Source organism: Nocardia pseudovaccinii, assembly GCF_050942345.1.
GTDB classification, from domain to species: domain Bacteria; phylum Actinomycetota; class Actinomycetes; order Mycobacteriales; family Mycobacteriaceae; genus Nocardia; species Nocardia pseudovaccinii.
This window is the reverse complement of sequence record NZ_CP192074.1, coordinates 7,987,134-8,007,611: the sequence shown is the minus strand read 5'-3', so window position 1 is coordinate 8,007,611 and position 20,478 is coordinate 7,987,134. Positions and strand designations below refer to the sequence as shown.

General features: G+C 65.9%; 18 protein-coding genes and 2 tRNA genes. 16 read left to right on the top strand and 4 right to left on the bottom strand.

Annotation, left to right across the window (positions count from 1 at the left end; all coding sequences use genetic code 11):
- Window positions 1-6: 6 nt before the first annotated feature.
- Window positions 7-1,107 carry an NAD(P)-dependent alcohol dehydrogenase gene (locus ACQPZ2_RS36250; RefSeq protein ID WP_433522529.1) on the bottom strand — a complete coding sequence of 367 codons (1,101 nt, stop codon included), beginning with the start codon at window positions 1,105-1,107 and terminating at the stop codon, window positions 7-9.
- A gap of 19 nt (window positions 1,108-1,126) precedes the next feature.
- Window positions 1,127-2,581: an aldehyde dehydrogenase family protein gene (locus ACQPZ2_RS36245; protein WP_433522528.1), complete on the bottom strand. Its 1,455-nt coding sequence runs from the start codon at window positions 2,579-2,581 to the stop codon at window positions 1,127-1,129.
- Between the two features lie 189 nt (window positions 2,582-2,770).
- Between ACQPZ2_RS36245 and ACQPZ2_RS36240 the strand changes: the two genes are divergently transcribed.
- The 6 genes from ACQPZ2_RS36240 to ACQPZ2_RS36215 all read left to right on the top strand — a co-directional run bounded on the left by ACQPZ2_RS36240 (window position 2,771) and on the right by ACQPZ2_RS36215 (window position 7,080).
- Complete coding sequence (locus ACQPZ2_RS36240) at window positions 2,771-3,229, top strand: MarR family winged helix-turn-helix transcriptional regulator (protein WP_433522527.1); 459 nt, start codon at window positions 2,771-2,773, stop codon at window positions 3,227-3,229.
- Between the two features lie 12 nt (window positions 3,230-3,241).
- Window positions 3,242-3,985 carry an IclR family transcriptional regulator gene (locus ACQPZ2_RS36235; protein WP_433522526.1) on the top strand — a complete coding sequence of 248 codons (744 nt, stop codon included), beginning with the start codon at window positions 3,242-3,244 and terminating at the stop codon, window positions 3,983-3,985.
- An 85-nt stretch (window positions 3,986-4,070) separates the two neighbouring features.
- On the top strand, window positions 4,071-5,150 hold the full coding sequence (locus tag ACQPZ2_RS36230) for a Rieske 2Fe-2S domain-containing protein (protein ID WP_433522525.1): 1,080 nt from the start codon (window positions 4,071-4,073) through the stop codon (window positions 5,148-5,150).
- Complete coding sequence (locus ACQPZ2_RS36225) at window positions 5,147-5,341, top strand: hypothetical protein (RefSeq protein ID WP_433522524.1); 195 nt, start codon at window positions 5,147-5,149, stop codon at window positions 5,339-5,341. Before ACQPZ2_RS36230 ends, ACQPZ2_RS36225 begins: the two co-directional genes overlap by 4 nt.
- Complete coding sequence (locus ACQPZ2_RS36220) at window positions 5,338-6,273, top strand: PDR/VanB family oxidoreductase (protein ID WP_433522523.1); 936 nt, start codon at window positions 5,338-5,340, stop codon at window positions 6,271-6,273. The genes ACQPZ2_RS36225 and ACQPZ2_RS36220 overlap by 4 nt, the downstream gene beginning before the upstream one ends.
- Before the next feature lie 24 nt (window positions 6,274-6,297).
- Window positions 6,298-7,080, top strand: a complete 783-nt coding sequence (locus ACQPZ2_RS36215) for an alpha/beta fold hydrolase (protein ID WP_433522522.1) — start codon at window positions 6,298-6,300, stop codon at window positions 7,078-7,080.
- 42 nt (window positions 7,081-7,122) lie between these two features.
- Here ACQPZ2_RS36215 and ACQPZ2_RS36210 read toward each other — a convergent pair whose 3' ends face one another.
- The gene (locus ACQPZ2_RS36210) at window positions 7,123-8,076 is read right to left on the bottom strand and encodes a diguanylate cyclase domain-containing protein (protein ID WP_433522521.1); all 954 of its coding nucleotides are present in this window, start codon (window positions 8,074-8,076) and stop codon (window positions 7,123-7,125) included.
- Window positions 8,077-8,589: 513 nt separating this feature from the next.
- On the opposite strand from ACQPZ2_RS36210, the gene ACQPZ2_RS36205 reads away from it, so the two are divergent.
- The 5 genes from ACQPZ2_RS36205 (at window position 8,590) to ACQPZ2_RS36185 (ending at window position 12,218) form a co-directional block, all read left to right on the top strand.
- Window positions 8,590-8,663: transfer RNA gene (locus ACQPZ2_RS36205), tRNA-Gly, on the top strand.
- A 44-nt stretch (window positions 8,664-8,707) separates the two neighbouring features.
- A tRNA-Pro gene (locus tag ACQPZ2_RS36200) sits at window positions 8,708-8,781 on the top strand.
- 151 nt (window positions 8,782-8,932) lie between these two features.
- Window positions 8,933-9,211 carry a hypothetical protein gene (locus tag ACQPZ2_RS36195; RefSeq protein ID WP_433522520.1) on the top strand — a complete coding sequence of 93 codons (279 nt, stop codon included), beginning with the start codon at window positions 8,933-8,935 and terminating at the stop codon, window positions 9,209-9,211.
- A 473-nt stretch (window positions 9,212-9,684) separates the two neighbouring features.
- The gene (locus tag ACQPZ2_RS36190; RefSeq protein ID WP_433522519.1) at window positions 9,685-10,791 is read left to right on the top strand and encodes a GAF domain-containing protein; all 1,107 of its coding nucleotides are present in this window, start codon (window positions 9,685-9,687) and stop codon (window positions 10,789-10,791) included.
- Between the two features lie 176 nt (window positions 10,792-10,967).
- Window positions 10,968-12,218 (top strand): cytochrome P450, encoded by a 1,251-nt coding sequence (locus tag ACQPZ2_RS36185; RefSeq protein WP_433522518.1) that lies wholly within the window; start codon window positions 10,968-10,970, stop codon window positions 12,216-12,218.
- 25 nt (window positions 12,219-12,243) lie between these two features.
- Here the strand turns inward: ACQPZ2_RS36185 and ACQPZ2_RS36180 are convergent, their stop codons facing one another.
- Window positions 12,244-13,449: a styrene monooxygenase/indole monooxygenase family protein gene (locus tag ACQPZ2_RS36180; protein WP_433522517.1), complete on the bottom strand. Its 1,206-nt coding sequence runs from the start codon at window positions 13,447-13,449 to the stop codon at window positions 12,244-12,246.
- Window positions 13,450-13,562: 113 nt separating this feature from the next.
- On the opposite strand from ACQPZ2_RS36180, the gene ACQPZ2_RS36175 reads away from it, so the two are divergent.
- From ACQPZ2_RS36175 to ACQPZ2_RS36155, 5 genes are all read left to right on the top strand, one after another.
- Entirely contained in the window at window positions 13,563-16,166 is a 2,604-nt protein-coding gene (locus ACQPZ2_RS36175; RefSeq protein ID WP_433522516.1) for a LuxR C-terminal-related transcriptional regulator, read from the top strand.
- 66 nt (window positions 16,167-16,232) lie between these two features.
- A complete protein-coding gene (locus tag ACQPZ2_RS36170) occupies window positions 16,233-16,949 on the top strand; it encodes a response regulator transcription factor (RefSeq protein WP_063044666.1) in 717 nt (238 codons plus the stop codon).
- A 79-nt stretch (window positions 16,950-17,028) separates the two neighbouring features.
- Window positions 17,029-18,528 (top strand): ATP-binding protein, encoded by a 1,500-nt coding sequence (locus ACQPZ2_RS36165; protein WP_433522515.1) that lies wholly within the window; start codon window positions 17,029-17,031, stop codon window positions 18,526-18,528.
- Window positions 18,529-18,776: 248 nt separating this feature from the next.
- On the top strand, window positions 18,777-19,982 hold the full coding sequence (locus ACQPZ2_RS36160) for an RNA-guided endonuclease InsQ/TnpB family protein (RefSeq protein ID WP_433522514.1): 1,206 nt from the start codon (window positions 18,777-18,779) through the stop codon (window positions 19,980-19,982).
- A gap of 21 nt (window positions 19,983-20,003) precedes the next feature.
- Complete coding sequence (locus tag ACQPZ2_RS36155; RefSeq protein WP_433522513.1) at window positions 20,004-20,366, top strand: GMC oxidoreductase; 363 nt, start codon at window positions 20,004-20,006, stop codon at window positions 20,364-20,366.
- The last annotated feature ends 112 nt before the right edge of the window (window positions 20,367-20,478 follow it).

The following is a 20,478-nucleotide window of genomic DNA, read 5'->3' as shown; positions in this document are numbered from 1 at the left end:
GAGGGATCAGAAGATGAGGACGGGTTTGATCGCCTTGCCCGAGGTCATATCCGCAACGGCCTGGCCGATATCGTCGAATCGATACCGGGTGATCAGCTTGTCGATCGGGAGCCGCCCGCTTTGCATCAGCGAGACCAAAGCCGGTATGGCGGTGCGGGTTTCGTGATCGCCCAGGGTCAGTCCGACGACCTTGCGGCCCGGCAGCATCGCATTGACGTCGAGCGCCACCTCGGCGCCGAACGGTGGCGCGCCGACGACGACCAGCGTGCCGCGCGCGGCGAGGACATCCGCGCCGGTGCGCAGCACGGCGGTGCTGCCGGTGGTTTCCACGACGGCGTCGGCGCCACCGGTGATTTCGGTGATCGCGGTGGCGATATCGGTGGTCGTCGCATCGATGATGTGCGTGGCGCCGAGTTCCCAGGCCAGTTCGAGACGTTCGGCGATCTTGTCGACGGCGATGATCGTCGTGGCCGGTGACAGCGTGGCCGCCATAATCGCGGACATTCCGACCGCGCCGGCGCCGAGTACGACGACGCTCGATCCCGGCCGCGGCCGTACGACATTCCATATCGCGCCGACACCGGTCTGGACTCCGCACCCGAGCGGGGCAATCGATTCCAGCGGCACATCGGGGTCGACGACGATCATGCTGCGCTCGTCGACCAGCGCGAGTCGGCTGAACGACGACTGCCCGAAGAAGTGCCCGCCCAAAGGCGCGTTGCCGCGGGTGATGGTGTGGCTGTCATCGGCTCGCGCACCGCCGATCAGGTTGAGCGGCAACCAGGTTGCGCAATAGGCCGGGTGGCCGTCACGGCAGTTCGCGCACGCTCCGCACGAGGTGAACGACAGCAGTACGTGATCACCGGGTACGACACCGGTGACTTCGGATCCGACGCGTTCGACGATGCCCGCACCTTCGTGACCGAGGACGCCGGGCAGCGGAAACGGCAGTCCGCCGCTGGCGACACCGAGGTCGGTGTGGCAGACACCGGCCGCGACCATGCGCACGATCGCCTCGTGCGGTCGTGGTTCATCGAGTTCGATCGCGGAGAGGGTGAACGGCGCACCGCCGGATTCGACGACGGCTGCCCAGGTGGATGTGGTCATGGTAGGTGTCCTTGCGGATTCAATCGAGTGCGATGACAACGGATTTGACCTTGGTGTAGGACGCGAGGGCCTCGGGTCCGTACTCGCGTCCGAAGCCGGAGTCCTTGACACCGCCGAACGGCATGGCCGGGTCGAGCATCGCCCAGTCGTTGACCCAGACGATTCCGGCCTGCAATTTGTCGGCGACGCGGTGTGCGCGGGCGAGATCGGTGGTGTGCAGGCCGGACGCGAGTCCGTAGCGCGTGCCGTTGGCCAGCGCGATCGCTTGGTCTTCGGTATCGAAGGCCTGCACCGTGAGTACCGGTCCGAAGATCTCCTCCTGCACTACGCGGGAGTCGTCGGCGAGGTCCGCGATCACGGTGGGCCGGTAGTAATAGCCGCCGTCCAGATCCAGGCGTGCACCACCGCACACCACCCGGCCGCCCTCCCGGCGGGCCAGCGCGACATATTCTTCGACCTTCGCGACGTGCCGTTCCGCGGCCATCGGTCCGACCACGGTCGCCGGGTCGCGAGGGTCACCGACGCGTACACCTGCGACGGCTTCGGCGAGGATGCCGACGACGGTCTCGTAGAGCGGCCGAGCGACCAGCAGCCGGGGACCGCCCATGCAGAACTGCCCGGTATTGAAAACGAACCCCTTGATGATCGCGCCGATGGCCTTGTCGATATCGGCGTCGGCGAACACGATCTGCGCGGCATTGCCGCCGAGTTCCATGGTCACCGGCTTCAACGCCGCACCGGCCACGCTCGCCGCTCGCCGACCGATCTCGGTCGATCCGGTGAACGCGATCTTGTCCACGCCCGGATGCTCGAGCAGCGCCGCACCCACCACCGGACCGGAGCCGGTGACGACGTTGACCACACCCTGCGGCACACCGGCGCGTTCGAACAGCGTCGCCATGAAGAGTGCGCTGAGCGGCGTTTCTTCGGCGGGCTTGTGGACGACCACATTGCCCGCGGCGAGCGCGGGCGCGATCTTGGAGCTCGACAGGATCAGCGGAAAGTTGAACGGCGTGATGGCGGCGACCACGCCGAGTGGATCGCGGCGGGTGTACGCGAACGCGGGTAGCGGCGTGCGGCGGGTGGCGCCGTCGATGGTCTGGGCCAGCGCGGCGCAGTACTCGTACTGTTCGATGGTGGTCGAGACGTCCACCGATCGGCACAGGGTGACCGGCTTGCCGACGTCGAGGCTTTCCAGCCGGACGAGCTCATCGGCGTTCTCGCGCACCAGCTCGGCGATCCGGAGCAGGATGCGCGCTCGTTCCCGGCCGCTGCGACCGGACCATTCGGCACCGGTGAACGCCGCCCGCGCGGCGGCGACCGCGTCGTCGACGTCGCTGCGGTCGGCCTCGGCGACGGTGCCGATGACGCGGCCGGTCGACGGGTCCACCACATCGCTGCGGCCACCGGATGCGGAGTTCCGCCATTTGCCGTCGATGAACAGCTGTCCGTCGACGTTGTCGTTCGTGCTCATGCTTGCTCGGTCCCGTCCCGACGACTCCGGCCGCTCGGCCGAGATGCGTCTGCTCTCATCAACAGGAAACCTGATGGTTTTAGTGATGTCAGCCACTATTCGCCACTGACAGGATTCCTGTCAATGGTCTATTCTCGATTTCGCCGAACATCCCGGTTCGGCGCCCGCGACGAGGTGAGGAGAGTGCTGGTGACCATCTCGGAGGCGAAGCCGACCGTAAGCCGACTGCCGCGTAGTCAGACCTCGCTGCTGTACGCGGTCAAAAGGGTCGAGCTGGCGGTGCGGGCGCGCCTGGACGAGCTGCTGCGTCCGGTCGGGATCACCACATTGCAGTACACCGCGCTGACCGTGCTCGAACGGCACGACGGCTTACCGGCCGCGCAGCTGGCGCGGGATTCGTTCGTCACGGCTCAGTCCGTCGCCGATGTGGTCCGCGCTCTGGAGAGTCGCGGACTCATTGCGCGCGAACGCAACTCACGCAACCGGCGCGAGCTGCTGATCCATCTCACCGAGGCGGGACGGGGGTTGCTCGCCGATGTCGCCGACGAGGTCGACGCGGTGGAACAGCAGATGATCAGTGCTATGACGGCCGAGCAGGCGGATGATTTCCGCTCGGCGCTGGTCCGAGCCTGGCATGCGCTGTCCTGACAGGCTTCGGCGATGACCCAGTCGTCGGTGCTGGCCCGCGCACTGGTGCTGCTGGAGGCGTTCGACAACGCCCACCCGGTGTTGAAGCTGTCGGAGTTGGCCGAGCGCACCGGTCTTCCGCAGACAACGGTCTATCGCCACGTTGTCGATCTCGTGCAGTGGGGTGCGCTGGATCGGGCCGCGAGCGGCGGGTACCAGATCGGTTTGCGCATGGTGGAGATCGCCTCCTATTGCCCGCGCGCCAGGCCAATCCGTGATGTCGCGCTGCCGTTCATGGAGGACCTGTACGAGGCGACGCACCAGAACGTGCAGCTGGCTGTCCGCGACGGCACCGAAGTGGTCTATGTCGAATTCCTGGCGGGCCGCGACGCGGTATTCGTGCGCACCCGAGTGGGTGCGCGCTGGCCGATGCACGCAACCGGCGTCGGGCTGGCCATCCTGGCCTACGCCCCCGCCGAGATCGTGGACAAGATCGCCGACCGGCCGCTGGCGGTATTCACCACGAAGACGATCAGCACGCCCGAGGTGCTGCGGCGCGCATTGGCCGAAGTGCGCCGCACCGGGGTCGCGATCAGCGACGGACAGGTGACCCTCGACGGATATTCCGTCGCCGCGCCGATTTTCGGTTCGGACGGTCAGGTCGCGGCGGCGCTGTCGATCGTCGTACCGGCTGGCGACTCCCGCCGGGCCATGTGGGCTCCTGCGGTGCGCACCGCAGCGCACGGCATCACCAGGCAGTTGGGTAGCGGGCGCTGACTTCCGTTCGACGGAAGTGTGTCTTGGCTCACGCATCGGCGGCCCACACGATGGACCGCACAGCCCACATTTCAGGAGCATTCCGATGAGCCCGACAACCGCAATTGCCCGCAACCAGTGGTATGTGGCCGCCTACAGCCAGGAGATCGGCCGCGACCTGTTCGCGCGGACCATCTGCAACGAGCCACTGGTGTTCTACCGGACCGAGGACGGCGTGGTGGCGGCGCTGTCGGACCGCTGCATCCACCGCCGCTACCCGCTGTCGCAGTCGCGGCTGGTCGGTGACCGTGTCGTCTGCGGTTACCACGGTTTCACCTACGACCGCACCGGCGCCTGTGTCGCGGTACCCGCGCAGACCCGCATTCCCCGCAGCGCCCGCGTTGCCTCTTACCCTGTGGTGGAACAGGACTCGTTCGTCTGGGTGTGGATCGGCGACCGCGAATCGGCCGACCCGGCCGCGATCCCGCGCGCACCGTGGCTGGTACAGGACGGCTGGACCACCATCCGAGGCCTGGAGACCATCCGGGCCAGGCATGCGCTGCTGATGGACAATCTGATGGACCTGTCCCACGAAACCTATTTGCACGGCGGCTATATCGGCACCCCAGAGGTCGCGGAGACGCCGATCACCACCGAGGTCGACCAGGCAGCCGGTGTGGTGCGGGTGAGCAGGCATATGGACGATGCCGAATGCCCACCGTTCTATGCCAATTCGACCGGCATCACCGGGCGCATCACCCGCTGGCAGGACATCGAGTTCCAGCCACCGTGCCTGTACCGGCTGCACAGCCGCGTCGCGCCGCAGGGCGACTATCCGCCCGAGGGCTACCTGCCCGGACGCGGTGCCGACACCGATCCCGGCGCGTTCCACACCGAAATCGTGTACGCCCTCACTCCGGAAACCGAGCATTCGGTACACGACTTCTGGATGGTGGCAAGGGATTTCGCGATCGACGACCAGGACGTGACCGACTACCTGCACAAGAGCAATCACACCGTGGTCATGCAGGACGTGGTGGCGCTGAACCTGGTCGAGGAGGTCATCGCCGCGGAGGAACGCGCCGGGGGGACCTACCAGGAGCTGTCGATCAATATCGACACCGGCGCGCTGGCGGCACGTCGGTTGATCGCCGAGCTCACCCGGACCGAAGCGACCCGAGCATGACCGCGGCTGCCTGCCACCGCGTGCAGTGGTTTCCGGGCAGCGATCAGCTGCTCGGCCGATGCCATTGCGGCGCAACCCGGATCGCCGATGACCCGATCGAGATCTGGCAGTGGTTGCTCGCCCACCCGGACGGTCACCACGACCGCGCGCCCGATCCGCGGCCCGCGGTCCTGATCGGAGCCGGAGTATGACCGCCGAGCCGGAATTCACCGTCACCGTCACCGACCGCCGCACCGTCGCCGACGGCATCGTCGAACTCACCCTCGCCGTGACCGACGGCCACACCCCGAAATGGCAGCCGGGCGCCCACATCGACCTGATCCTGCGCCCGGGCCTGGTGCGCCAGTACTCGTTGTGCGGCGATCCCGACGACCACGACCGATTGACGGTCGCGGTCCTGCGTGCGCCGAGCAGCCGCGGTGGATCGGCCTACGTCCACGACCAGCTGACAGTGGGCGATCATCTGCGAATCCAAGGTCCCCGCAACAACTTCCCGCTCCGGGACGCGGAACGCTATCTGTTCATCGCCGGTGGCGTCGGCATCACACCGCTGCTGCCGATGATCCGCACCGTCGCGGGTCGCGGCGGCGAGTGGAGCCTGCACTACGGCGGCCGCACCCGCGCGAGCATGGCCTACTTATCCGAACTGTCGGCGCTCGGGCCGATCGAGGTGTGTCCGCAGAGCGAGACCGGTCCGCTCGATCTCGACGCCATCCTCGCCACGCCGGACCGGGGCACGCTGGTGTACTGCTGCGGTCCGGAGTCGCTGCTGGCCGCCGTCGAAAGCCGCTGCGCGGTAACCTGGCCCGCCGACGCCCTGCACCTCGAGCGGTTCGCACCGAAGCCGACCGAAGTGACTGCCGATTCCGCCTTCGACGTCGAATGCGCGCAATCCGGTGTCACCGTGCACATCCCGGCGAACACCTCCGTCCTCGACGCCATCGAAGGCGCCGGTATCGCGGTCTTGTCCTCGTGCCGCGAAGGCACCTGCGGTACCTGCGAAACCGTTGTCCTGGACGGCATCCCCGACCATCGCGACAGCATCCTCACCGCGCAGGACACCGACGTGATGATGATCTGCCGCTCGCGCGCCCACACCCCGCGCCTGGTCCTGGATATCTGATCCCCTGATCGAAAGGTTCCCGCTATGCCCGTCGTCCGTGTCTCCGATACCGATGTCCACTACACCGTGTCCGGTGCCGGACCAGGATTGGTCCTCGTCCACGGCACCAGCATGAGTGCCGAGTCCAATTTCGGACACCTCATCTCCGAGTTCACCGACCGCCACACCGTTGTCGCACCGAACTATGCGGGCAGCGGCGAAACCACCGCACCCGACGGCCGACTGACCCTGGATCTGCTGGTCGCGCAGATCATCGCGACCATCGGGGATGCATCGACCGGCCCGGTCGACCTGGTGGGCTTCTCCCTCGGCGCGGTCGTCGCGGCAGCAGTCGCCGGACGGCGTCCCGACCTGGTGCGCAGACTCGTCCTGGTGGCCGGTTGGTCGGTGACGGAGGATCCACGGCAGTTGCTCACCCTGCACGGCTGGGCGGCGTCGCTGGAGGCCGGACCCGAAATGGCCTCCGCATTCGGTCCGTTGCTGGCGTTCAGCCCGGCATTCCTGAGCGGGCTCGGCCACGCGGGTCTGGCCCAATTGCGCGCCACGAAACCCGAGCCAGGAACGCTGCGGCAGATCGAGGTGAACCTCGCAGTGGACATCCGGGACGAGCTGAGCCGTATCGCCGCACCGACATTGGTGATCGGCTGCACCCAGGACCAGTTGGTCCCGGTCACCCACGCCCGTGACCTGCACGCAGCGATCCCGAACAGCCGCTACGCCGAAATCGACAGCGGCCATGTGGTGTTCTTCGAGAAGCCCGCCGAACTCGTATCGCTTGTACAGGGTTTCCTGCACCCGGTCAGCTGACTGGACAGGCCCTCCGGGGGTGACCAGAGGGCCTGTATCGGATCAGCCTGCGACGGCCTTGATTTCGGGTTTATCGGTGTCGGCGAGGGCGAAGCGGCGTCCACCCGCGGTCTTCGCCGAATACATCGCGCGATCGGCGCGACGCAGCAGATCGGTGAAATCGCAGGAGTCGCCCGGCGGACAGTATGCGGTGCCGACACTGGCCGAGACCGGCACCGGACCGGCCGTCGACCACACCGGATCCCGCAGCGCGGCCACGATCCGATGCGCGATTTCGCCGAGCGTGTTGTGCAGCGGGTTGGTGGCGAGCACGAATTCGTCACCGCCGTAGCGGCAGATGACCGTATCCGGCGGGCAGATCTCGCGCAGCCTGCGGGCCAGCTCGACGAGCACCTCGTCGCCGACGGCATGTCCGTAGTTGTCGTTGATCTGCTTGAACCGGTCCAGGTCGATCAGCAGCAGACCCACGCCGCGGTTCGGATCGGCCGCCATCAGCCGCACCTTGTCCTGCAGCAGCGTCCGGTTGGCCAGATCGGTGAGCGCGTCATGGGTTGCCTCGTGCCGCAGCCGATGCTGTAGCGCGGCGATCTCCTGCACCCGCAACGACACCGCGGCCGAAATGTGTTGCTCCTGCTGGGCCAGCGCCCGCTCCTGCAGCGCCTGGGCATAGCTGTCGATGGCCTGGCTGGCGACCAGCGGCCAGCGCGTGGCGACCAGCGACCCGGGCGCCCCCGCCGGGAAGCCGAGCAGCCAGCGGGTGGCCTGGGCCAGCATTCTGGTCCGTTCGAACGGCGCTTCGACCAGTCGCGCCCCCAAGTTCCGAGCCTCGGGCACCGGGAAGGGCTCGGACCTGGCCAGCAACAGCAGCCGCTCGATGATCTCGACCAATACCGGCTGCAACTGTTGTGGTGACGCGTGTGATCCCGGTTCCGCGCAGACCGCACGCGCCCACGCGCCTGCCATCTGCGCTACGGGTGGCTCGATATCCGCAGACATCGCACTCACCCGCCACGGGTGATGTCGGTACCCGGGTGCCCTGTTCCCACGCAGGTGCCGGCGTCACCCCGATCGTTCCCACTGCTACGCGGTTGTGTCCACCTCGCTTGGTGCACGCTCACCGCCCCCTTTCCAGATACCCCCGTCCGGCAAAAAGGATCCTAGCAAGCCACTCGGCACTGAAAAACGCCGTTTTATAACGAGTTATCGGTCCCTCGCGAATGGCGATCGGGTATGTCATCGCTGTCGGGCCGCTGGCGTTACACATCAATTTTGTTCGCCGGGAAGTCGCGGACCGACACGCCGACAGCACGCCGAAAAGGGACGTTTCCGGCTCACTCGCCGACTCGATGCGATTGGTGATAGCGATCGGCTACCGTCGGCGGCTCGGATCGTGGGCGCATCGGCCCCGCTGGACGCTTTGGTGGGGGCTGATTGGCGTATCCGAGGCCCGATTCGGTACAGTCGGTTCGCACACGACATCGTGGCGATCCCATCAGATGTCGTATGCCTGCGGGTGTAGTTCAATGGTAGAACCTCAGCCTTCCAAGCTGATGGTGCGGGTTCGATTCCCGTCACCCGCTCCACGCAGGATTCATCCTCGTCGGCACCGTCTTTCGCCGCGAGGCCACGGGGTGTAGCGCAGCTTGGTAGCGCATCCGCTTTGGGAGCGGAGGGTCGCAGGTTCAAATCCTGTCACCCCGACAGAAACAGCAAATGGGGCTTGGGGAGGGATGAGAACGGGGTCGGAATCCCGTTCCCTTCTTGGGTATCGTCGTCCGGCGATGTTCGAGAGGATGTAAATGCCAGCACCGTTGGAGGATCGGGTTACCAACCTCGAGACGCTCTGGCTGCGTTGACGATGCAGCAGGCGGAGGTGAAGGCGAAAGCTGGTTCGCCGACCGACCTTGCCGCGTTGGACGCAAAGGTGGCGCGCAACCATGACGCGGTTATCGAGGAGATCGGCAGTCTCAGGGCTGAGATCAATGACCGGTTCGGCGCTGTTGATGATCGGCTCTCCGCGATTGACGACCGGCTTGCCGCAATGGATGACCGGTTCGCCGACGTCGGTTGGAAGTTGGATCGCATCCTGACGGCGTTAGGAGACGCTGGCGAAGCTGAGGTCGATCGGTAGTCGGATTAGTTTGCTGGCAGCCACACCCGCAGATAGCCGGCGCTTTGCCCGGAGCCTGTTTCGGTGTCGAGAAATTTCGGCGATGTCGAGGGTCGCCGGATTGCGCGGCGGTCCGCTCCGGTAGACGGGCAACCGGGAATCTCGTGCGGCGCTTGATGCGTCGCGTGTCGCGGACCGGATTCTCGGCGGTGGCGCAGAGTGAGGTTCATGATCCCGAGCAGTGCCGACCACGATGAGATCGCGGGGTTCCGCCACGGACAGTGGCGAATTGTGCTAGGCGCGTAAGCGTATTCGGGGAGGTGCGACGCTGGTTAGCGGGGGAACATCGCGTCGCGCCCACACACCTAGGTAGTGAACCCGGCTGCCCACGTGGCAGCACCCGATGCCGACACCTCCCCGATCTGGGAATACTGAACCGACGTGCAGACAGTCGCATGTGTTGGCAGGCAACGGTCGGGGCGGAGGGAGGTGCGATGATTCCGTGGGCGACGGTGGAGACGTTGGCGCCCGGGGTCGCTTCGGTGGCTTCGATGGGGGAAGCGTCGCGCAATTTCGCCAATTGCGACCGTGTTGTGCAGCGATTGCTGGCGAAGAGTCCGGCGCTCTATGACACTCTGACGACCCGCGACATCACCGGGATGATCCGCTTGGTGCACCTTCGGGGCGAGGATATGGATCTGACGATCCCGACCGGCGCTGGGCCGCACAAGCTGATGCTGCGGCCGGTGCTCGGTCCGGCGGGCGATGTGCACGCGGTGCGGTTGTGGCTCGGTCCCGCGGTGGCGCCGATCCCCCCGTTGCGCCCGGCGGTCGGTCTGATCTGGGAACTCGATACGCAGATGATCCACCAGCCCGTCGGCCTCCGCCGGTTGTGCGGTGTCGAGGCCGAAGAGTATGTGCCGCGACGTTCTATTGCCGAATTGTTCCACCGGATTTCGAAATTCGATCGACATGTGGAGGTGCTGGATCTGCTCTACGGTCCGGTGCCGGGGCAGAAGCTCCAGTTCGACGTGATCGTGACCAGTGGGTCCTCCCGACGAGGGCAATGGCGGATCACCATGCGGGCTCGCGATGACGAACGTACTCGCGGCGCCTGGTGGTTGATCGAAGACGTGACCTCGGACACCATGCCCTCGATGGCGCCGACTCTCGATCACGTCGGACTGCGGGAAGCTCACCGCCGTGCCGGGACCCATTTGGCTATCGTGCAACTCGAGCACGCCACCATCTCCCATTGGCTCACTGAGCCTGCCCCTTGGGTCCGGTGGGACTACCTGTTCCGGCCGGTCGATGTGTTCCATCCCGGTGATCGCGCTCGATTGGCCGACCTCGGCGGCAGGCTCGCATCCGGCGATGCGACGGAAGCCACCGTACGCACACTGAATTACGGTGGCGGATACACGCCGACAGCATTGTTGCTCTATCCGTATCCCGGATACTCGGTACGTCGGCTCACCATCGCCCAACTCGTCCTCATCGGCGACGACCTCCCGATTGCGCGACCGGGCGAACCCGTCGGCTACGACGAACAACTGTCGCGCGGTCGGTCCCACCGAATGGAACATATCCCGGCTCACTGAATGATGACGCACCGTTGGGCAGCGGCCGGGCATCGGTAGCGACCGACCGGTGCTCGCTGGGCGGCGGTGCCGAAATGCCCGTGGTTCTACCGATGTTCGGGACATACCTATTGCGCGATCGTTACCGCGACCCACCACTTGCCTGTGTGACCTGGCCAGCGTTCGGAGTTTCGCTTTTGAATACGCAACAGCCTCCACTCGAGCCCGATACTTGTCCCGTTCCGCACCACGTATCGCCTGCCGGGGGTGGTGGCGACTACGTCCCGCTGTACTCCCCGGAATTCGCCGCCGATCCACATACCGCCTATCGGGAGATGCGTAGCCGCTACGGCGCGATGGCGCCGGTGGAACTCGCACCGGGAGTGCCCGCGACCCTGGTGCTCGATTACTACACCGCGGTGCGCATCCTGAACGATCCAGACCATTTCCCTGCTGATCCACGCGGCTGGCAGCAGACGATCCCCGAGGAATGTCCGGTACGGCCGATACTCGAGTGGCGTCCGAACGCACTGCGCAGTGCCGGTAACGAACACACCCGCTATCGGCAGGTCATCGCCGCGGCGATCGATGGGGCCGATCTCCATGCCCTGCATGCCACCGTGGAGTCCATTGCCGTTCCGCTGATCGAGGCCTTCAGCTCGTCTGGTTCGGTGGACCTGATCAGCCATTACGCCTTGCCGCTCGCATTCGGCGCGATCAATGCGATGCTGGGCTGTCCACCGGAGATCGGCCAGCGGGTCGCACAGGCGACTGCCGCGATATTCGATGGAGTCGACGCCGAGCAAGGCAACAAGATGCTCAGCGAGGCATTGCTGGACCTGATCGACTTGAAACGAGCCGAACCCGGCGATGACATCACCACGCGACTACTCGAACATCCCACCCGACTCGACGAGCCGGAGTTGATTCATCAGCTCGCCATCTTGTATGGCGCGGGAATCGAACCGCAACAGAATCTGATCGTCAATACGCTGCTGCTCATGCTCACCGACGAGCGGTTCGCGGGAAATGTGCTGGGCGGCAGCCTATCGACCCGGGACGCACTCGACGAGGTGTTGTTCGCAGACCCGCCGATGGCCAATTTTTGCGTCACATATCCACGGCAACCGATTCTGTCCAGCAATATCTGGCTGCCCGCGAACCAACCGGTCGTCATCAGCATGGCCGCCTGCAATAACGATCCAACGATCAGCGGCGGTGAGTACCTCGGCAATCGTTCGCACCTGGCATGGGGCGCCGGACCGCACGCCTGCCCGGCGCGAACGGCGGCCTATCTGATCGCCCAAGATGCCATCGATCAACTCCTCGACGCCCTGCCCGATCTGACGCTGGACGTGCCGGTGGATGAACTGAGCTGGCGGCCCGGTCCGTTCCACCGCGCTCTTGCTGCCCTACCCGTGGTCTTCCCGGTATCGACGACGCGCTGACCGCGATTCGGCGATCCACACCGGCTCAGTGGGGTGTGGTTTCGGCAGCGGCGAATTTCACCATATTCGCTGGGCGGACGAAGGTTTCGGCGAACGCGTCGGCCAGTGCGGTGTCCTCCTGTGCGGCGAGCATCAATTCCCGCACGGCCGGTGGGGGGTCGAGCACGGCCATTGTCCAGCGTGCCGCGGCATGGGCGATCGCGGTCAGCCACGGCCGTGCCGCCGAGGTCATCCAGGCCCGGTCGAACGGGCCGGTGGGATTGTCCAGAATCGCCGCGCTGTACTGGGCGGCGCAGTGTGCGGCGCTGTTGGCGCCCTGCGCACCGCCGGGATCCATCCGGCACACGACATCGCCGCCGCCCAGCACGAGGGTGCCGGAGGGCAGTGTGCCGATCGGCTCGCGCACGGTCGGCGGTACGGCGCCGACCAGAGTCGCGCCACCGTCGGTCAATTCGGCATTGCGATACCGATCGGCAAGTGCCGCAGGCAGATACTGTTGCAAGAGTTGTACTGCGCGCGGCAGCCGCTCGGCCGGGACGGTGTGCCCGAAAACATCCAGTCCGCCGCCGGGTAGTCCCTCGAAAAGCAGTATTTCGCAACGCCTCTCCTGTCCGGGAGGACCGGTCAGGCCCGGATAGGAGATGATTTCGCCGTGGCCGGGAAGGGCCATGTAGGTTCCGAGGCCATCCGGATCGGGTTCGACCCCGTCGAGGTACAGCACCGCCAGCCGACGCATCGGCTCGGCCGGAACCGACCAGCTCGGGTCGGCGGGAAAGTATGCGGCGAGCTCACGCGATGCTCGAGTGACGACAGTCAGATCGTATGCGGCGGTCCGCCGATCCAGTTGCGGCACAGACAGTTGTGCGATCTCCAGATCGCCGCCCGCAGCCGCGAAGTCGGCAAGCCAGCGCGCGAACACCGTCCGCTGGTCGACACTTTGCGCTGGTTCGCTGAAGCGTCCGGCCCACCCGGACACCACGTTGCGGTCGACGACCAAGCTGAATCGGATGCCTAGGATCCGCGGCGCAGTCGAGCGCCAAATACCCAGCCCCGCTCGGGATTCGAGGTCCAACGTCGGCCCGAACTTCACCTGTGTGCTGGTCACCGAGCCGGACAGCACCGCGGCGGCGTCGCGATCGGTCACCAGGGTGACCGGGATGCCGCTGTGCCGCAGCCGCAGTGCCAGCGGGAGGCCACACTCGCCGGCGCCGAGTATCTGAATTCCGCGCACGTGAAATCCTTCCGATGGTGAATTCGCTGGTCTCAGCTTCGTGACATAGGTAGGTCACGTACATCGGGTGCAACGACGAATGTTTCAGATTCCAGCTGACTAGTGTGCTCACCATGACCGGGCGATATTCATCGAGCCTCGGATCGCTGCCGTCAGCCGCCAGTGATTTCGTCGGACGCGAACGGGAGCTGGACAAGATCGCGGAGTTGCTGCTGGATTCGGCGCGACTGATCACCTTGATCGGTTCGGGTGGAATCGGCAAGACTCGCCTTGCCACCGAGGCGGTGCACCGCTACCACAAGGCTCGTCGGGTTCCCGTCCATTGGGTCCGGCTGGCCAGGTTGGCGAGCGGCGCGGACGTATCGGCGGTCGAGGACGAGGTCGCGCAGGCGATCGTCGACGCCGACTTCTCCGATCGATCGGTATGGGCCGCTCTGGTCGACACCCTCACTCGTTCCGACGCCGTGGGCCACCGACTGCAGACGATCCTGGTGATGGACAATTGTGAGCACGTCCTCGACGGCGCCGGGCGATTGATCTCCGACCTACTCGACGCGGTGCCGGGGTTGACGGTGCTGGCGACCAGTCGCGAGGCGGTCGGCTGGGTCGATGAGCAATTGGTGCCGATCGGTTCCTTGCCGCGAGAACAGGCGCTGCGACTGTTCCGCAAGCGAGCGGAGCTCACCGGGCGTGCCATCGCCGATGATCAACTCGCGCTGGCCGATTCGATCTGCAGGCATGTGGACAACCACCCGCTCTATATCCGGCTGGCCGCCGCCCGCCTACGGCATCAACCGTTGCGCATGATTCTGCGCGACCTCAGCGGCGAGGCAGGCGATCGGCGGCTGCGGTGGTCGCCAGGTCCACGCGTCGGCACCGAGGAACGGCATCAGGGCATCCGGGATGTCATCGCATGGTCCTATGACCTGTGCACGGACCAGGAACGCCTGCTCTTCGATCGGATGTCGGTCTTCGCCGCGGGTTACGACGTGGATCCCGACGATGAAGACGACACGTCCGTGCTCGATGTCGGTGCGGAACTGGACGCGATCGAGGGTGTCTGCGCCGATCTCGACATCGTCGGCGGCGACCCACGCGTCAGCATCGCGACGGGCGAGGTCGAGGGTCTCTTGGAGCGTTTGGCGGATCAGTCTCTGGTGTCGGTCCACCTGACTTCCGACACGGTCCGTTACTCACTGTTGGAGAGCTTCCGCGTATTCGCTCAGCAGCGATTGCGCGAGCGCGCGGCGGGCGCCGAATGGGAGCGGCTGACCGCCCGGCATCGGCGCTACTACCGCGACAAAGTCATGCGGGCCTGCGCCGAATGGTGCAGTCCTGCCGAGCAGGATCTGCTCGATTGGGCGCGGGCGGCTTGGGACAACCTGCTCTGCGCGATCGACGGAAGCCTCACCACCCCGGGGGAATCGGTGATCGGGCTGGAAATCGTCGTCGGCCTGATCTCATTGCGGGTTCCCTTCATCAAGGGGTCGCTGCGCGAGTCTCGGCGGTGGGCCGAGCGAACGCTGGCGGCAACGCGTGAACTCGACCCACAACCCGTCGAACTCCAGATATCGGTAATGGCCCTGATCGGCTGGATCAGCTTGTGCCAGGGTGTGCACGACGACGCCGAGCGGATGCTCGAGGAGTGCGTCGCCGCGTGCGTGACAGATCCGGCGGCACGAGCGAACTGGCGCCATACCTTCGAGCGTGATCTCGGTCTGCCCGCACCCGTCGAGTTCACGCGCGGTTGCGAACTGATGCTGGTGCAGGGCGACGCACGTGCGGTAGCGGTGCTCGGGAGCGCTCGCCAGAAGTTCGCCGCTGCTGGCGATCTCGGTGGTGCGGCCATGTGCGAACTGTTCGAGGCACTTGCGGCCGGTTTCGGTGGCACCGCGGTGCAGGCCATGGAGATTGCCCGGCGTCATCTCGACAACGCCGTTGCGGCGGGGGCGCGCTGGGCGAAATCCTGGGCCGAACTGGCGTGGGCGATTGCCCTGACCAAGCATGGTGACCCCGAAGAAGCGCTCGCCGTCGGTCGCTCCGCGTTGGCGGATCAGGTCGCGATGCGTGACCAATGGGGTGCCCTCTGGGCGGTGCACATCCGGATGTGGACGCTCGCGCGCATGTCGGGCGATGCGCGGACCGCGGACGGTGCCGTCTCGGACCAGGTGCTTGCGGGGGCCACTGAAATCGCACTACTGGGCGGCGGAGTCGCCACTTGGCGGCAGCGCATGGGCGTGAACATAGCGAACTTGGTGCCATTCGAAACCGAAACCGACAACGCGATCGACATCGCACGGGATGTGCTCGGACACCAGCTGTTCGAAGCCACTCGGCGCGAGGGTGCCATGCTGCGGCCGGAGCACGGTGAGGTGGCAAAGCTGGCGTTGGGCACGTTGTCGATGGGCAAGCTGGAGGTGGACCATCCCATCCGGCGCGACCGCCCGTCACCCTGGCAGGAACTGTCGACCGCCGAACAGGAGGTGGCCACGCTGGCGGCGGCAGGCTGGACCAATACGGCGATCGCGGCCAGTCGCGGCAATTCGTTCAAGACCATAGACGCACAGATGGTTTCGATCTTCCAGAAGCTGATGATCACATCGCGAGCAGACATCATCACCTTCGTGCCCGCGGACCGGCGCGGCGACGTCACGAATGCGGCCGCGCGTCGACCGGCACGTGCGCGGCGCGGACCGACACCCGAGCGCGGCCGCTGACCGGCGAAAGCGACAGGCGTGATGTTGCGGGTCGGCCCGGTGGACGGTGCGGCATAGTGTGTAGGCGTGCCCGACCGTGACACGTCACCGGCCGCGACCGTTCTCGTGGTCGACGACGAGCCCAACATTCTGGACCTGCTCTCCGCCGCGCTGCGGATGAGCGGATTCGACGTGCATACCGCCGCGAGCGGGTACGCGGCGCTGGCCGAGGCGTCGGCGCATCCACCGGACATCGTGGTGCTGGACGTGATGCTGCCGGATCTGGACGGCTACGCGGTGGCGCGGCGGCTGCGGGAGTCCGACAGCCAGGTGCCGGTGCTGTTCCTGACCTCCCGGGACGCGGTCGAGGATCGGATCGCCGGGCTGGCCGCCGGTGGCGACGACTACGTGACCAAGCCGTTCAGCATCGAGGAGGTCCTGCTGCGGTTGCGGGCGATCCTGCGGCGCACGCGTGGCCCCGAGTCCGGCGACGATCGGCTGCTCAAATATGCCGACCTGGAACTGGACATCGATGCGCACGCGGCATACCGGGCGGGCACCGAGATCTGGCTGTCGGCAACCGAATTCAGCCTGCTGCAGTATCTGGTGGTCAATGCCGAGAAGGTGGTCAGCAAGCAGCAGATCATCGATCGCGTGTGGAGTGCGGAGACCGGGCGCGACGGGCGGGTCGTGGAGACCTTCATCAGCCAGCTCCGGCGTAAGGTCGATGCCCGGAATCCGCCGCTGATCCACACGATTCGCGGCGTCGGATACACCCTGCGCCTCGGCGGCGGACGTCCGTGAGTGAGCGCAGCGAGCGAACAATCAACACAGCCGGGCATCGCTCGGTCATGGCGGAGCCGAGCGCCGGCGAGGCGCAGTCATGAACGGGCGCCGGGTGTGGAATCGGGCTCGCCGGTTGACCTTACGCACTCGGCTGCTGCTGGCCCTCGTCGCGATCGCCGGTATCGGAATGGCCGCCTTCGGGCTGCTCAGCGTGACCATGTTGGATCGGGCGCTGCTCGATCGGGTGGACGACCAGCTGAATCGCGTTGCCAGCGATATGACTTCGACCAAGCGGCCACCGCCGCCCCCGCCGTCCGGCCCGCCGGAGTACGAGCAGTTGCCTTCGGACTTCCGACTGATGTTCTTCGATGTCGGCGGGCATCAGATCGGTAAGCTCGGCGCACCGGCCCAGGTGAGCACCGTGCCCGCGCTGCCCGCGATGGACGCGGCATCGGTGCGCGCCCGCCCGAATACCGCGTTCACGGTCGGCGACCAGAAGAGCGATATCCGTTGGCGGGTGCGCACCGTCGTGCAGCCCGCGACCGAATGGCAGCCCGACGGCGGCACCGTCGCGATCGCGATGTCCCTGGCGACCACCGAGGCGACCACCGGCAACCTGCGCACGATCGAGTTGGCGGCGGGGGCGACGCTGCTGCTCGCCATCTGCGTGATCGCGGCGCTCCTGGTGCGCATCGGCCTGCGACCGCTGACCCGGATCGAGCACACGGCCGAGGCGATCGCCGCCGGGGATCTGGATCGCCGTGTCGCACAGACCGATCCGCATACCGAGGTCGGCCGGCTCGGTACCGCGTTCAATGTGATGGTCACCCGGCTGTCCACGGCACTGCGCCAGCTCGCCGATTCCGAGCAGCGGATGCGGGCATTCATCGCCGACGCCTCCCACGAACTGCGCACCCCGCTGACCTCCGTGCGCGGCTACGCCGAGCTGTATCGGCGCGGTGGTGCGTCCGACGAGGTGGGCGTGCGCGAGATGATGAGCCGGATCGAGGGCGAGGCGATCCGGATGGGGGTGCTCGTCGACGACCTGTTGCTGCTGGCCAAATCCGATCAGGAACGGGCGCTGGATCTGGCGGAGCTCGATCTGGTGGTGCTCGCGATGGAAGTGGTGCGCGATGCCGCTACCCGAGCCCCGGATCGGGACATCGGTCTGGAGAGTTCGGATGATCCGGTTCGGGTGGTCGGTGACGAGCATCGATTGCGGCAGGTCGTGACGAATCTGGTCAATAACGCCCTGGTGCATACGCCATCCGAGGCGTCGATCACCGTCACGGTCGGGATCAGAGCCGCGGCCGCGCTGACCGATCCGGTCGCCGCCGAAGCGGGTGCGGTACTGCCCGACGTGTCCGAATTCGCCGTACTCGATGTGCACGACGACGGACCCGGCATCGCGCCGGAGAACGCCCCACGCATCTTCGATCGCTTCTACCGGGCCGCGGAATCGCGTTCCCGCACCGGCGGTTCGGGACTCGGACTCGCCATCGCCGATGCGATCCTCGGCGCGCACGGCGCCCGGATCCAGCTGTTGCGCACGCCCGGCGCGGGTGCGACCTTCCGGATCCTTTTCGCCGTTTCCTGATCGTCGGCGGATTGGGCACGCGTTAGTAAGTTAATTGTCATTCTGTCCTCTGGGTAGGAGGACGATATCGTCGGCTCTCGCCGAGCGCACGACGCTCGGCCTCATCGGATGGCTGTACCGCGGCGATGTCTGGTTTGCGCTGTGGGTGGAAAGCGCTTCAGGTTCACGCCCCGTCTTATCCCGGAGCCGAAATTGATTCTGACGCTGATTGTTCACTGTTCATGAACTGACTTGTTGGTGTGTGAGTCATGGGGGAGAGGTTGGTGAAGCGGGCGTACAAGTGCCGCTTCTATCCGACCGAGCAGCAGCAGGAGCTTGTGCGCACGTTCGGATGTGTCCGCTTGGTCTACAACAAGGCTTTGGAAGCCAGGACTACCGCGTGGTACATCGAGCGGCGTCGCGTCAACTACAACGAAACTTCCGCGATGCTGACCGCGTGGAAGAAAACCGATGAGCTGAAGTTTTTGGGGGAGGTGTCGTCGGTGCCGTTGCAGCAGACGCTGCGGCACCTGCAGCGTGCGTTCGCCAACTTCTTCGACAAGCGGGCGCGTTACCCGCGTTTCAAGTCGCGGAAGAGGTCTCGCTCGTCGGCGGAGTACACGCGGTCCGCGTTCACTTTCCGTGACGGGGAACTCACCCTCGCGAAGATGGCCGAGCCATTGAATATCGTGTGGTCTCGGCAGTTGCCCGAAGGTGCGCAACCGTCCACGGTCACCGTGTCTCGCAACAGCGCGGGCCGCTGGTTCGTTTCAATGCTCACCGAGACCGCGGTCACCGACCACCCGCACACCGATAGCGTTGTTGGTGTGGATGCCGGGATCACGTCGCTGCTGACGTTGTCGACCGGTGAGAAGATCACCAATCCCAGACAACTACGGCGAGAACAGGCGCGACTGGTGAAAGCTCAACGCGCCCTTGCCCGCAAGACCAAAGGGTCGGTCAACCGGGATAAGGCTCGCCGGAAGGTGGCGCGTCTCCACGCTCGTATCACCGACCGCCGCACAGACCATCTGCACACACTGAGTACTCGGCTCGTTCGTGAGAACCAAACGATCGTGATCGAGGACCTACACGTGGCCGGGATGCTTCGCAATCACCGTCTGGCGCGTGCGATCTCCGATGCCTCGTGGTCGCAGTTGCGTTCCATGCTGGAATACAAGGCCGCCTGGTACGGGCGTCAGGTGATCGCCGTGGACCGATGGTTCCCGTCGAGCAAGACCTGCTCGGCGTGTGGGTCGGTGAACGATGATATGGCGTTGGATGTGCGGGAATGGGTGTGCCGTTGCGGTGTGACCCATGATCGTGACGTCAACGCTGCGAGGAATATTTTGGCCGCCGGGCTGGCGGTGTCTGCCTGTGGAGGCGGTGTAAGACCACCCCGGCAGTCGTCGGCGCGGCAGTCGCCGGTGAAGCAGGAAACACGACCTGTGAAGGTCGGAATCCCCCACCAATAGATGTGGGGGAAGAAGCCAATTGTGACACCTTCGCGTGGTGTCATCACTCGCGACCACGGCATCCGCTACCGCCTGTCCGGATACGACAAAGCGCATATGCATGCCGGAATCTCCTGTGCGGCACAGATTTTGGGAGCCGCCGGTGCCCTCCGCATTTTCTCCGGGCACCAGTCGGGTCCGGTCTACGAACCGGGTGCCGCGGGCTCACACGACACCTTCGTCGCCGAATGCCTGTGTGCCGGTTACGATCCCGGCCGCTGCGCAATGGGTGCGCTGCACAATATGGGTTCGGCACGCATGGGCGGCTCGCGCGCGGATTCGGCCACCGATCCGGACGGCGTGGTCTGGGATGTGCCGAATGTCGTTGTCGCCGATGCCTCCTGATTCCCGACCTCGTCGGGGGGTGAACCCGATGGTCAGTATCGAAGCCATCGCCCATATGAACGCGTCGCGGCTGGCCGCGCGACTGACCTGAGCGTTGCCCGGCCGGTCCGCG

Coding starts and splice junctions, on each gene's coding strand:
- ACQPZ2_RS36225 (WP_433522524.1), top strand. CDS start 5,147: ATGACCGCGGCTGCCTGCCACCGCGTGCAGTGGTTTCCGGGCAGCGAT.
- ACQPZ2_RS36250 (WP_433522529.1), bottom strand. CDS start 1,107: ATGACCACATCCACCTGGGCAGCCGTCGTCGAATCCGGCGGTGCGCCG.
- ACQPZ2_RS36235 (WP_433522526.1), top strand. CDS start 3,242: ATGACCCAGTCGTCGGTGCTGGCCCGCGCACTGGTGCTGCTGGAGGCG.
- ACQPZ2_RS36220 (WP_433522523.1), top strand. CDS start 5,338: ATGACCGCCGAGCCGGAATTCACCGTCACCGTCACCGACCGCCGCACC.
- ACQPZ2_RS36230 (WP_433522525.1), top strand. CDS start 4,071: ATGAGCCCGACAACCGCAATTGCCCGCAACCAGTGGTATGTGGCCGCC.
- ACQPZ2_RS36190 (WP_433522519.1), top strand. CDS start 9,685: ATGATTCCGTGGGCGACGGTGGAGACGTTGGCGCCCGGGGTCGCTTCG.
- ACQPZ2_RS36175 (WP_433522516.1), top strand. CDS start 13,563: ATGACCGGGCGATATTCATCGAGCCTCGGATCGCTGCCGTCAGCCGCC.
- ACQPZ2_RS36245 (WP_433522528.1), bottom strand. CDS start 2,581: ATGAGCACGAACGACAACGTCGACGGACAGCTGTTCATCGACGGCAAA.
- ACQPZ2_RS36215 (WP_433522522.1), top strand. CDS start 6,298: ATGCCCGTCGTCCGTGTCTCCGATACCGATGTCCACTACACCGTGTCC.
- ACQPZ2_RS36160 (WP_433522514.1), top strand. CDS start 18,777: ATGGGGGAGAGGTTGGTGAAGCGGGCGTACAAGTGCCGCTTCTATCCG.
- ACQPZ2_RS36210 (WP_433522521.1), bottom strand. CDS start 8,076: ATGTCTGCGGATATCGAGCCACCCGTAGCGCAGATGGCAGGCGCGTGG.
- ACQPZ2_RS36165 (WP_433522515.1), top strand. CDS start 17,029: ATGAACGGGCGCCGGGTGTGGAATCGGGCTCGCCGGTTGACCTTACGC.